We start from the raw sequence: 13,473 nt of genomic DNA, 5'->3' as shown, positions 1-13,473 counted from the left end.
GTCCTACCGGACCCATTATGCCAAATTAAAAATTAAATACCAAAAATAAAAACCAATTACCAAAAGGATAATTCTGATTAGTTGTCAAAGATTAAATATTAAAAACCAAATATCAAAAATTAACCCCTTAATCAATTTAATTTATGATTAGTTGGAAGGTGCATCGGGCTAAAGAATTTCCCAAGAAAACTTTATATGTTTCACTTATTCTCGGCATTTTTATTATTTTTCTCATATTTTTCTATGGCATCTTTTGGGCTATTTTTGCCTCAATTGTTTTATTTGCTTCATTAAATGCTTATTTCTTACCCACAACTTATACCTTAACTGATAATGAAATCATTATTGATAAAAAATTATTCAAAAATAAGTTAGAATGGAATCGTTTCCGAAAATATTACATTACATCTACCGGTATTGTGCTCAGTCCATTCACAAAGAAAAACTTTCTTGATAATTTCCGTGGCATTCATCTCTTACTGCCAAAAGAAAATAGTGCGGAAATTATTGAATTCATAAAAAATAAACTTGACAAACCCCAAGATTTAGGATAGTATTTTCTAATGCCGAAATTAGATAAGAAAAAAGAGATTAAAAAACCGACTGCGCCAAAAGTCCCGCCTCGTCCGAATATTGTATTTAAGACGAAAAACTATATTTTGTTTTTTGCAGGAGTTTTGACAATTATCGTTGGTTTTATAACACTCTCAAAAGGTTCGATTACCTTAGCACCAATTCTATTGGTTGTTGGGTATGTCATTTTAATTCCGCTTTCTATTATTGTGAAATAGATTGAAATACAGAAATAACTTTTCTGGTTATAAAATAATTTCTTCGTTTAGAGTGAGAATTTGGTTTACCCCTGAACTGGTAATTCAGTCTATTATATTCTAAAATAGATTGGATAAATGAGATTGTTTCACATTATCAAAGCCCAGCAGTTTAATCGCAGGTTATTAGATAGAATTTTTAAGGTTGCATCGGAAATGGAAAAAATTAATCTTGCTGGTGGGTCGGACATTCTAAAAGGAAAAATAATGGCAACAATATTTTATGAACCCAGCACCCGAACCAGATTATCCTTTGAATCAGCAATGGCAAAACTTGGTGGTGAAGTAATCTCAACGGAAAGTGCTAAAGAATTTTCTTCTGCGGCAAAAGGTGAATCTTTAGAAGATACCATTCGGATTATTGGCAATTATGCTGATGTTATTGTCTTAAGACATTATGAAAGTGGTTCCGCGGAACGAGCGGCAAAAGTTTCACCCGTGCCTATTATAAATGCTGGTGACGGACCTGGTCAACATCCAACTCAGGCGCTTCTTGATATTTATACAATTTACAAAGAACTCGGTCAAATTGATGGTATCTCAATTGCAATGGTCGGCGATTTGGCTTATAGTCGAACTGTTCGTTCTCTTGCCTATTTACTCACTAAATATAAAGATATCAAAATGTATTTTGTCGCACCGGATGTTGTGCAAATGCGGGACGATATTAAAGATTATTTATTGAAACATAAAGTCTTTTTTGCCGAAGAGCCTAATCTGGAAAAGGTCGCATCCAAAGTTGATGTCATCTATCAAACCCGAATTCAAAAAGAACGGTTCGGTGAAAATATTGAAGATTATGAAAAAGCCAAAGATAAGTATATTATTGATAAGAACATTCTCAAAGTGATGAAAAAAAATGCAATTATTATGCATCCGTTACCAAGAGTTAATGAAATCAATCCAGAAGTCGATACCGATAGAAGAGCGGCCTATTTTCGTCAAGCCCAAAATGGACTCTATATTCGAATGGCATTACTTAAGATGATTCTATTAGGATAGGCCACTTTAATTCGGAAAATCCAAATTGAAAATCACCCAGTTAAATAAATTTATTTTACGCGGTGGTAAAATCGTTATTCCCGGAGAAAAAATTATTGATAATCCTGATATTTATATCGAAAACGGCATAATTAAAAATATTGGTTCCCAAAGGATAAAAAACCTTCCCGTGATTCAACTCGAATCTGAGCATTATATTAGTCCGGGTTTTATTGACCTTCACTGCCATTTGAGAGAACCAGGTAATACTCTATCTGAGACAATAAAAACTGGAACTTTATCCGCACTTGCTGGTGGTTTTACCAAGATATGTTGTATGCCTAATACTAATCCGGCAATTGATAACTCAGAGATGGTAAAATATATTCTTGATAAATCGAAAAATGCAAACAATGCTGAAGTATTAGTAATTGGTTGTGCCACTAAAAAGAGGGCTGGCAAAGAAATTGCAAATATAAAAAGTATGGTCAAAACCGGTATAGTGGCAGTTTCTGACGACGGTTCTCCAATTTATGATGCTAAAATTATGTATCAACTTTTATTAGTATGTAAAGATTTAGGAATTCCGATAATTAATCATTGTGAGATTAAAGGTCCAATTTTTGATACCCAAATCTTCCGCCGAAAAATAATTTCAGATTTTTCTGAATCATTAATGGTCTTAAGAGATATCCTTTTATCTGATTATACCAAAGGCCATATTCATTTTGCTCATATTTCCACGAAAAAATCAGTAGAATTAATCCGTGGGGCAAAAAAGAATGGTGTCAACATTACTGCTGAAACCTGTCCCCATTATTTTACTCTAACAGAAAAAGATTGTGTTAACTTAGATACCAATTACAAGGTTTCGCCACCGTTAAGAACTAAAGATGATGTTGAAGCCATAAAAGAAGGCTTAACTGATGGCACAATTGATGCAATTGCCACTGACCATGCACCTTGGCATATTTCAAAAAAGAAAGTTGACTGGGATAAAGCCAAATCCGGAATGATTGGATTTGAAACCGCATTTTCTTTAGGATACCAAGAATTGGTTCTAAAAAAATATTTGAATTTAGAAAATTATATTGCCTGTTTGACAACCAAACCAGCAAAGATCTTAGGTCTAAAAACATCAGGTAAAATCACCCAAAATGCTTTTGCTTCAATTACTATTTTAGATTTAAGTAAAGAATGGGTTTTGACAAAAGACAATATTTTTTCTAAATCAAAAAACTCGCCTTTTATTGGTCATAAATTAAAAGGTAAAATTGAAACCGTAATTCTCAAGAACAAAATCTTCCAATTTGGTGATTAAATATTATCTTGGGGACTATTCACTGAATAATTAAATGTTTATTTAATCTGTCTTTCTATTTTTTTAACATCTGTCGTAATCTGTTGTCGTAATTCTTCGATAGTAGAAAATTTTCGTTCCGGTCTTAACCAACTAAGAAACTCAACTGTCAAAGTTTTAGGTTGAAAATTAGGAACAATGCCTAAAAGATGAACTTCTATGGTTCTTTGGGTAGTGGGAATATTTATTGTTGGTGCTGACCCAATGTATAATAATCCGTTATATCGTTTATGTTCAATCAAAGCATTAATATGATAGACACCATCTGCGGGAATTAATTTCATTTTTTCTTTAACTAATAGATTTAAAGTAGGAAAGCCAATTTTTCTTCCTAATCCTTTTCCTTTAATAACTTTACCAGTTAATGCATACGGATAGCCTAAAAGTTCATTTGCCCTTTTGACATTGCCTAAAATTAATAACTCGCGGATTCGGGTGCTTTTAATTGGCGCAGAATGGTATTTGAGTGCACTAACCTCTACTAATTCAAAGTTAAACTCTTTGCTAATTTTCCGAAGCAGACTTATATTACCTTTGCCTTCTTTACCAAATTGATGGTCTTCACCAACGACAATTACTGATGGTCTAATCGGGTTTACAATGTAATTAGCAATAAACGATTTTGGTTCAACTTGTTTAAGATTTGGGGTAAATTTTATAAACCCTAAAAAGTCTATTGGATACCCTTCTAAGATTTTAATTTTTTCCTCATCTGTAGTTAGTAAAAAATGAAAATCTTTATAAATTATCATTTGGGGGATTGGCGTGAAGGTTATAACACCAAACGGTTTTTTCAATTTCTGAGCAATTTCCATTCCCTTACGCAATATTTTTTGATGTCCGCGATGTAGGCCATCAAAACTGCCAATTGTAATTATTGCACCTTCAATTTCTGGATAGTGCTGATGGGCTCTAATCGGATAAATCTGCATAAATCACCCGGTCAGGATAGATTTTATTATCTTTACACTTTCCTATAATCAAAATTCGGTTTTGGTTATCTGTGATTCTGATTAAATCGGTTTCAAGGTGCAAATCTTCTGTCTGCGTCCAGGATAAAGGTTGTCCGTTGAGGACCTTTCGGATAATTGTTTCAGAAACAACAATCGCCGGAATATCATTTAATACTTCATTTAGAGAATACATTTCTTTTTCGATTAACTCATAACTTATATTTTCCAAATCAATTGCATCTTGAATTCTAAATTTTCCAATTTTAGTGCGGATTAATTCTTCTAAGGTCGCGCCGCATCCTAAAAATTCGCCGATATCTCGGGCTAAGGCTCTAATATAAGTGCCTTTACTAACTGTAGTTTTAATTTCAAGCCATGGTGGATTAAAACCAAGTATCTCAATCTGTTTTATTTTAACTGGTTTTGCTTTTGGTGTGAAGTTAATATTTTGTCTTGCCAAATCATACATTCTTTTACCTTGATATTTTAGTGCAGAATAGCGCGGCGGTTGTTGAGTTTTTATATCTTTCAAAGAATTAATGACATTTATAATATTTTCTTTATTAATATGTTCATATGGACTTTCTTTAATTACTTTACCAGTAATATCATCCGTATCCGTTGTAATCCCTAAGCGAACTTTAGCAATATATTCTTTATCAAGAAAACTTAAATACTGTGCGATTTTAGTTGCCTCGCCTAAAAGGATAATTAATAGTCCTTGGGCAATCGGGTCTAAGGTTCCAGCATGTCCAATTTTTATTTTGGGTATTATTGGTTTTATCTTACGGATACAGTCATAAGAGGAAACACCTACGGGCTTATTTAATAGTAAGACGCCTCGTAATCTTGTCTTTTCCGACTTATTGATTATCGGACTTTTTGTGCAAGTCATCAAGAATTAAGCCGATTTTCTGTTCTGCTTGAAGTAGGGTATCAATCTCAAAGCGGATTTCAGGCATAGTCTTTAGAATTACTTTTTGTTTTAAGAGGTGTCTTACATATCCGGCAGCATGGTTGAGCCGTCTTAATGTTTCTTGTTGTCGGTTTTCATCACCAATAACGGAAAAGTAGATAAAAGCTTTTTTGTAATCGCTGGTTATTTTAGCACCGGTAATAGTGACAAAACCAATATTAGGGTCAGCCAAATCTTGAAGCACAATTTGGGCGACCGCATCTTTTATGAGATTAGCAACTTTTTGTTCGCGATAAGGCATAAATTATTATCTTATAAAAACCGTAAATTGTAAAGAGAAATTTTATGGAGGTTTCAAAATTTGCGGAAATATTAAAGTCACAAAAGACAGATAAGATAATAGGAAATAGATTACATAAAATAATGAAAACTGCAAAGCAAGGATAGAAATAAGAACATTTTATGCATTTTGATAATTTGGTGGAATAGAAGCACAATCTGTAAGAGATAACACATATTAACTCGTAGAGAAAATGTAAAAAGTTATAGAAATTTATTAGGATATATATAATTGAAACTTCTGAATAAATCAATATATATATAATTGAAACTTATGAATAAATCAATTTTTGCCACTGAATACATTAAAATTTAGGAATATTTTCAGTCTTTTGTAATTTTTGAGGGACGATTCAAAGTTCTATTTAATTGAGATATAATCAAGTTTTGTGGAAAAATTAGAATTAAGTATCTTATGAATATAATAAAAAGCGCCGGCACTAATCAAACAAGTCAGGCGCCGGCAAAAAGGTACATACAATGAAAGGTTATGTTAAAAATCAAATGAAGTTAAGAGTAATTTTTGACTGCAAGCAAAAACAAAGCACCGCAAAATTCGTAAGGAAATTAAATGTTTAATGATAGAGTTGATACAATTGCTCGTAATGGCGCAAAAGATGCTATTGAATCTTACTTATTTTAGTGGGGCAGGACTAATTTTTCGACCGCAAACCACTCCAAAGAGTTGCAGATGAACACTTCTGTGGTTATCGCAATGAGCTATAGCCTAAGAAAAGATTATTGTCAAGGTTTGGGGAAGTTCTGTAAATTAAAGATAAGTATATTCTTTTCCCCCAGTTTTTTAATGTTCTATCCTGCTGTTTCTGTTAATAGACAGTTCCAATAATCTACTCGATTATACTTTTGTTTTAACTACCGGCTTAACTGACACCATCGGTCACCTAATAGGTAAGCCGGTCGGCAAGCCAGGGGGCAGGCCGGGGGGCATACCCCTCGGCAACCCACTGGCATACCCTTCTGACCACGAAATCTACAGATATTTCGATTGTCCTTTATGTGACCGAATGCTTTAACCTTTGGATTATCAATAGGATAGCAGATAAAGTCGCCTAATCCTTTATCTCCTCGGTAAAACAGGCTGGTGGCTTGTTTGATTGATGTCTGGGGTTTAGTTATACCTATAATTAGTTATACCTATAAAATTCCATATTCCCAATTTTTAAAAAAATTTGAATATATCTCTATACGAAAAAATTGAAAGGGAAAGTAGAAAAGGTTCTTTCCTTCAATCTTTTGTTAGGAAACAATGTATCATTTGAAATAACCAAGGTAAAACTTATTTTGTTAGGAAACAATATATCATTTGAAATAACCAAGGTAAAACTTATTTTGTTAGGAAACAATGTATCATTTGAAATAACCAAGGTAAAACTTAAAACGGAATGAAAGAGATATGCGTATCTTTAATAAATAAAATTTTTCCACCAAAATTAGCCATTTTCATACCAAACAGAACCATAGTTGACATTCTAATAGCACAAGTTATAATAAAGTATGAAAAAAAATCTGTTACTTATTATTGTGGTTTCAATTGTTATTATTGTATTCGTTTTAGTCGCAACCTATCGTAAACCGCGAGTTGTCCAAATTGTCACAAATCCAGGAGCGATTGTTCCAACAAGTTTACAAGGTGAAATTAGTTTGTCGCGAACTACTGCAATCGTTTTAGCCGCTCGTAAAGTCAGCCCTGCAGTCGTTTCAATTACTGTAATTCAAGAACGAGTTGTGACTACGAGTCCATTTCTGAGTCCATTTGCTGATAGATTTTGGGATGATTTCTTCCGAGATTTTTTCCCACCCCGCCAATATAAAGAGCAGATTCAAAGTCTGGGTTCAGGTGTAATTATAAATGAACAAGGTGATATTGTTACTAATGCTCATGTGGTTGAAGGTGCAACGAAAATCAAAGTGACTTTACCTGACGGCCGACAATTTGATGGTGAACTGGTTGATATTAACCGAACGAATGACTTGGCTTTGCTTAAAATTAAAGGTAAAGATTTACCATATGCAACTTTAGGAAACTCGGATGATTTAATGATTGGTGAATGGTGTATTGCTTTCGGAAATCCATTTGGTTTTTTGTTAGAGGATGCTCAACCGTCGATTACTGTCGGAGTAATTTCAGCACTTAACCGTAACTTGAAACCAGGTCAAAGTGATGGTCGGGAATTTAAGAATATGATTCAAACTGATGCGGCAATTAATCCCGGTAATTCAGGCGGACCACTAACTAATGCCTTAGGTGAAGTAATTGGTATTAATACTTTTATTTTCTCTCGTAGTGGTGGGTCAGAAGGAATCGGCTTTGCTATCCCGATTAATAATGTCAAGAAGTTTATTGCTCAAAGTAAAGAGAACGCTAAAAAGATTGTTAGCGAGGAAAAGATTGAAAAGATAAAGACTAAAATCGGCTTAACTGTAAGTGATAATAATTTTACTTTAATGAAAAAATACAACTTAACCACTGAAGACGGCGTGGTTGTGGTCGAAGTAGAAAGAAATTCGATTGGTGCGATGCTTGGTATTAGCCCAGGCGATATTATAATTTCAATTAACAACCAGCGACCGAAAAATGCTAAAGACTTTGCCCGTTTGGCAGAATTAGTTACTAATCAATTGGATATGGCAGTTAACCGTCAAGGTGAGCAAATTCGGATATTCTATCGGTTTTAATTTTTGATACGCAGGTATTTTAATTGACCAATTTCATAATAATTCATTGAGATTTTAGTATCTAAATATGTATTTTTTATTTTTTCTTTATTCGATTTAAATAATTTTTAATTGTCTGATAAGAGATTGCTCCTTCCCGAATAATTTCTATTTTGTTATTTGAGATTGACACGATAGTGGACTCAATACCATGTTTCGTTTTGCCACCATCAATTATTAAATCCACTTTACCAGATAAATCTTCTATGGCTTGTTGAGCGGTAATGGGTGATGGTCTATTGTGGATGTTCGCACTAGGGATTACAAGCGGTCTTTTGGTATAACGAATCAATTGTAAAACAAGTTTACAATCAGGTATTCGGATGCCGATATCAGTCCTTCCCGCAGTTACAATATCTGGTATGATTGATGATTTTTTTAAGACTAAAGTTAAAGCACCGGGTAAGAATTTTTTGGCCAGAATTTTTGCTTGGGCTGGAATATCTCGAACATATTTTGCTATGTCTTTGACACTACTCACTGCAATTAGTAAAGGTATTGATAATGGTCTTTTTTTGACCTGATAGACTTTTTTTACTGCTTGAGCATTAGTTGCATCGCAAACTAAACCATAAACAGTATCAGTTGGTAAAACAACTAAACCACCTCGGATAATGACTTCTCCGGCAATTTTAATTATTTTTGGTTCAGGCTGATTAGGATTGGCCTTAATAATTTGAGTTTTCTTGAAATCATTTTTACTCATAATCTAACTAATCATTAAAGAGACACTTATTTATTTCAATTATCCGATAATGTTTGCCTTGTTCATCGACTATTTCATCACCAACCCGTTTACCCAATAGTGTTTGGGCAAATGGCGCCAGATAAGATATGATACCTTTGGTTAAATCTGAATCCCAGGGACCCAAGATCGTATAAGTGATAATATTCTGTTCTGAATTGTAATCTAAGGGTAATAATTTTACAGTTGTGCCAATATTGACTCGGCTGGTATCAATTGTAGTAAAATCAATTGGTCGGACTTTTGCTAATTCTTTCTGAATTTGGGTTACTTTATTCATCAATCGACGCTGTTTTTCTAATGCTGCTTTATATTCATAATTTTCGGACAAATCGCCAAAACTACGGGCGCGAGCAACTTCATTAGCACAATTAGGAAGTTCTTCTGAAATGATGTGTTTCAATTCTTGTTCTTTATTACGAATCGCTGATTTTGTATTGTAAAGACAGTCTTCTTTTTCTGAGAAGATTTCAGGAAATCTTTGCTGAAAGATTGATTTAATCCTATCCAACTCTTCAGGATAAAGAGTATTTATGCGGTTGAGTTTAGTCCATAATTCTATAGCAAGATTAGGTTCAACTTCATTAATTCCCTTTCGGATAAGAGCATAATCTGAGGCTACTATTTTTTTTCGCACTACAGATGCATATTGTTTTGTCATAATATTAGTAGCAATATCTAAAAATCGAACTAAATCCGATAACGGATTAGATAAATATTCTTTTTCTTTAGTTTTAACATCCGTTAACCATAAGAAATGTTCTGGATAAGTTTTATATTCCGTATCGATTTTATTAATGATTTCCATTCGTTCATTTTCAGTTAGTAAATTATAGATACTTTGCAAGATTCTTTTATTTTTATGACTTAAAAATAATTTCATAAGAATTCCCGTCCCCGCAGAGTGTCTATTTCTAATCGCTTTCAATAACTCAGTTGTTATCTGGGATGGTGAAAAGTGATTTAACTGTTCAAGAATTTCATCTGTAGTTAATTTTTCAATGTTTTTAACTATTTTCGAAAGGATAGTATTCTGACTATCGGTCAAAATAGATTTTTTATGAGATTGAGTCGTCTTTTTCTTAATTTGGGTAATAAAATATTCAATTTCAGCGTCGTCGAGATATCCTTTTAATAATTGTTTTAGAAGCGAAGATTTTAATTCGGCCATAGGTTGGCTGATTTTCTGCAATAATTCAGGTATAGTGTCTAACACTATCAGTTTACTTTTTTCGTCGACCACATCGCGTTTGATTATGGTCAAAAGTTCCTCGGGTGACTCTCTAATCATTTTTTTCAACTGCTCTGGTCGCTTTGCTCTCAAAATAAAGAAATTGTCCTGGGAAACAATTTGTAGAGATTTTATCGCTTGCTCAAGAGTAATTGTGATTGGCGTCCGGTCATAAAATTCAATCGTTATCGTATCTAACAAGAAATCGATATTTTTGATTTCTCCATAACCGTAACGACTGGAAAAGACCGGAGTCCCGGATTCAAATTGTATCAGCATATTAAATGCTGATAATGCTTCATCTAATGGTTGTTGCTCAACAATTCCTGATTTTCTAAGGCACTCATTAAAATGTGGTTTTTCTTGATAAAGTTGTTTATAACAATATATAATTTTTGGTCTGATTTTATCATTAGCATTGATATATCGAGAAACCTTTTGAAAATGGACCAATGCTTCTTGATATTGACGGTTTTCTATTAAATGGTCAGCAATGAGAAGGCTTAATTCTTTTGCTAAAAATGATGTTTCCTGATTAATTTCTGATAGATAATCAATCGCTTCCCAAAAATTGTTTAGGATTAGTGGTTCGGACAGGTTAGCTAAGTGCTCTAAAAATAAGTCTCCCAAAGTATCATATTGTCTTTGTTTAACTAAATGTTTTACTTGGTTAAGAAACTCTCTGTTTGAGTGAGATGGTCGTTTCGTATTATTAACCGTCATATTTTCTAAAGTAAACAATCAATCATTTCCGATGTATTTTCCTGCGGTTCGCCAAAATTGAAATAAATGCATCGATCCGATTATAAAATCCAGTTTCAGCAGTATGTTCATCAAGTCCGATATCAAGCAAAGGAATATTGTGTTGCTGGCTAATTTTATGTAATACTGGTTGCACCGCATTACTTGACATACAACCAAAAGGATGCAAAAAAATTACACCATCAAAACCCTGCTTTGGAGCTAACAAAGTATAACCAACTGATTTTTTATCCTCGCCACCGACATTATATTTCCAATAACTACTGGCTAATTTTTCTATAGATTTCCATTCCCGTCTACCATTTCTTATAGTATGAAAACCAAGCCATTTATGAGCCGTAAGAAATGGGTCAACAAAAATTCCCTGTTCACCTAAAGTTTGAATTAAATTAAAGTTAACAAATGGTTCAATTACACAAAAAGACTCGCCAACAATCTTTATCTTCAGTATCGGTCTTGACAGATCTTTGGGTACTGTTTCAATTTCCTTAACAAACTGTTTTTTCAATCCATTCATATCTTTAATACTATCAATATTATCTAATGCCGTCAAGTATTTTGCAAGAATTTTAGAAACTTCTCCTTTATTAATTTCAAAAGGCCGGATTTCTCGAGCAGTCTTTTCCATAAATTCCATAATAGAAGATTTATACCAAGCCTTAGAAAATGCTTTTATAAATGAGAGCATTGTTCGATGGTCACTATTTTTGTTAAGTTTCTTTACTAATTGGTAATGCTCTTTAAGACGCATTAAACTAACATCAATATGGTTGAATTTATAACCTAAATCTTTAACTATATAAGCATAAAGTTTACCAAAATAACCAAAGCGGCAAGACCAAAAACCTGTCGTGTGAAGAATAGTATCAGCTCCCATTTTCATTGCCACGATAATATTGCCCAAAGTCAACTTAAAGGGAATGCACATAGTTTCTGGTGCATATTGAATTCCGAGTTTCAATGTTTTATTATTGGGTGGCGGCGGCACAATCAATTCAATACCTAATTCCTTAAAGAAAGTGCGCAAAGGAATATAAATGTTGCCCATATAAGCAAAAGCAGATTTCATATCTTTCTGGTGAATTTTAATTAATAATATATTTTATTATTTTAATTAATATTTTTTTATCAGAAGTTTTGTTAAACATTATTCATATCTGTAATTTTCTCGTTGGATTAGATCAACGAATGATTCGATTCGAGTAATCAGACCTCCCGCTGCAGTATGTTCATCAAAAAGGAGAGTTAAAGTTGGTATTTGATAGTAGTTTAATAATTCTTTTTTTATTATTTCTGAAACTACTGCAGAAGTACCACAAGAAAAACTAAACGCAAAGATAAGCCCAGAAACCAAATTGTTTTTTAATAGATACCCAGCACTTTTGATTATATTTTGTTCGTAAAACCAGTGGACATCTTTAGTTAATTGTTTTAAATAATCCGAAGTTCTACTTAGAATAAGGTGTTTTTGTGTGCGATGCTGAGCCATAGAACAACAAGATGCTATAGTTGCTTCGTTTTTAATTTGGGTATTATTTTTAATTTGGGTATTATTTAGTTTTGACCGATTCTGACCAGACGAAATCTTTTTTTGTCCATTATTGTCTAAATTAATTTCTTGAAAATTAAGGTCATTAGGCGTTATGACTTTTATATTAAATTTTTCAATCAAGTCAATTAAGGAAAGACTGATATAGGCATCATAAATAAGATAAGGATGACCAATTAGACCAATCGCAGGTTGAATATAATGATTTTCAGAAACCGAGGTTCTTATTATTGAGAAATTAACACCGAGTGCCCATTTTCTTATTGCAAAGCCTAAGCCCAACTCTGAAGTAATGGCAGATTGATAAGCGTTCTCAATTTTTTTGTTATCCTTTGAGAAAATTTGACCGATTTTATAATAAGCATGTCTTTGGTTAATCTTCCTTTCATCAATTGTCAGTTCAATTACATTTATTGAATCAGAAAAGCATGCGCTAACTATATCAGGTAAACCAATTGCTTTAGGACAACCATATTTTAAGTTTTGGGTTTCATTTAGCATGCAGACCATTCTGGGAACTAAAAGGTAATCGCATTGATTTTTTAAGTAAGCGCAATGCCCTAAAAAAGTTTTAACCGGAAGACAAATTTCCTCAGGAGCAATTTTTACTCCTTCAGATAATATTTTTTTAGTGGTTGGCGGTGATAAAATAATTTCACAATCAAGCATTTCAAAGAACTTTTGCCACAGTGGAAAATAATAATAACTATATAATGCACGCGGAATACCGATTTGAGGCATCAGTATTGTAGTATAATACTTTAGAATTTTTTAGTCAAGTCTGCAAATTTCCATAAGGCAGATATGCTTTCAGACCACAATTATCAGAGATACTATTCACCTATATCATTTTGAGCATAATAAATAATCTCAAATGCCAAAGACTATGGTGATTTTGAGATGCTAAATTAAATTTCAGAATGACAAAAGTATTTTGCCCTTTGATATTTTAGTTTCTATGATTTTATTCTCTGTTGAGATTGTTAATTCTCCAATCCTAATTTTGTAAATAGATTTTTGAGAAAAATAATTTTCCGCTATTGTAGAAACTAAAATCACTGAATTTTACTC

12 protein-coding genes are annotated in these 13,473 nt (G+C 32.9%); 5 read left to right on the top strand and 7 right to left on the bottom strand.

The features are described 5' to 3' along the window. Positions 1-143: 143 nt before the first annotated feature. The 4 genes from N2201_05695 to N2201_05680 all read left to right on the top strand — a co-directional run bounded on the left by N2201_05695 (position 144) and on the right by N2201_05680 (position 3,132). Entirely contained in the window at positions 144-554 is a 411-nt protein-coding gene (locus N2201_05695; protein ID MCX7785703.1) for a hypothetical protein, read from the top strand. 9 nt (positions 555-563) lie between these two features. After that, the gene (locus N2201_05690) at positions 564-791 is read left to right on the top strand and encodes a DUF3098 domain-containing protein (protein ID MCX7785702.1); all 228 of its coding nucleotides are present in this window, start codon (positions 564-566) and stop codon (positions 789-791) included. Positions 792-908: 117 nt separating this feature from the next. Next, positions 909-1,832: an aspartate carbamoyltransferase gene (gene pyrB / locus N2201_05685; GenBank protein MCX7785701.1), complete on the top strand. Its 924-nt coding sequence runs from the start codon at positions 909-911 to the stop codon at positions 1,830-1,832. Between the two features lie 25 nt (positions 1,833-1,857). Continuing rightward, positions 1,858-3,132, top strand: coding sequence for a dihydroorotase (locus tag N2201_05680; protein ID MCX7785700.1), 1,275 nt, complete (start codon positions 1,858-1,860; stop codon positions 3,130-3,132). Between the two features lie 38 nt (positions 3,133-3,170). On the opposite strand, the gene N2201_05675 is transcribed toward N2201_05680, so the two are convergent. The 3 genes from N2201_05675 to rbfA are packed head-to-tail and all read right to left on the bottom strand — an operon-like array spanning position 3,171 to position 5,341. Further along, the gene (locus N2201_05675; protein MCX7785699.1) at positions 3,171-4,103 is read right to left on the bottom strand and encodes a bifunctional riboflavin kinase/FAD synthetase; all 933 of its coding nucleotides are present in this window, start codon (positions 4,101-4,103) and stop codon (positions 3,171-3,173) included. Next, positions 4,084-5,019: a tRNA pseudouridine(55) synthase TruB gene (gene truB, locus N2201_05670; GenBank protein ID MCX7785698.1), complete on the bottom strand. Its 936-nt coding sequence runs from the start codon at positions 5,017-5,019 to the stop codon at positions 4,084-4,086. The genes N2201_05675 and truB overlap by 20 nt, the downstream gene beginning before the upstream one ends. Continuing rightward, positions 4,988-5,341: a 30S ribosome-binding factor RbfA gene (rbfA, locus tag N2201_05665; GenBank protein MCX7785697.1), complete on the bottom strand. Its 354-nt coding sequence runs from the start codon at positions 5,339-5,341 to the stop codon at positions 4,988-4,990. Before rbfA ends, truB begins: the two co-directional genes overlap by 32 nt. Before the next feature lie 1,553 nt (positions 5,342-6,894). Between rbfA and N2201_05660 the strand changes: the two genes are divergently transcribed. After that, on the top strand, positions 6,895-8,076 hold the full coding sequence (locus N2201_05660; GenBank protein MCX7785696.1) for a trypsin-like peptidase domain-containing protein: 1,182 nt from the start codon (positions 6,895-6,897) through the stop codon (positions 8,074-8,076). A 76-nt stretch (positions 8,077-8,152) separates the two neighbouring features. Here N2201_05660 and N2201_05655 read toward each other — a convergent pair whose 3' ends face one another. From N2201_05655 to N2201_05640, 4 genes are all read right to left on the bottom strand, one after another. Further along, on the bottom strand, positions 8,153-8,821 hold the full coding sequence (locus tag N2201_05655) for an L-threonylcarbamoyladenylate synthase (protein ID MCX7785695.1): 669 nt from the start codon (positions 8,819-8,821) through the stop codon (positions 8,153-8,155). A gap of 7 nt (positions 8,822-8,828) precedes the next feature. Then, on the bottom strand, positions 8,829-10,814 hold the full coding sequence (locus N2201_05650) for a GreA/GreB family elongation factor (GenBank protein MCX7785694.1): 1,986 nt from the start codon (positions 10,812-10,814) through the stop codon (positions 8,829-8,831). Positions 10,815-10,836: 22 nt separating this feature from the next. Then, entirely contained in the window at positions 10,837-11,922 is a 1,086-nt protein-coding gene (locus tag N2201_05645) for an acyl-CoA dehydratase activase-related protein (GenBank protein ID MCX7785693.1), read from the bottom strand. A 78-nt stretch (positions 11,923-12,000) separates the two neighbouring features. Further along, on the bottom strand, positions 12,001-13,143 hold the full coding sequence (locus N2201_05640; protein MCX7785692.1) for an acyl-CoA dehydratase activase-related protein: 1,143 nt from the start codon (positions 13,141-13,143) through the stop codon (positions 12,001-12,003). Positions 13,144-13,473 lie beyond the last annotated feature (330 nt).

The organism is candidate division WOR-3 bacterium, from assembly GCA_026418155.1.
Lineage (GTDB): Bacteria > Hydrothermota > Tepidihabitantia > Tepidihabitantales > CAIPLT01 > JAOABV01.
This window is presented reverse-complemented; position numbering and strand designations above follow the sequence as displayed.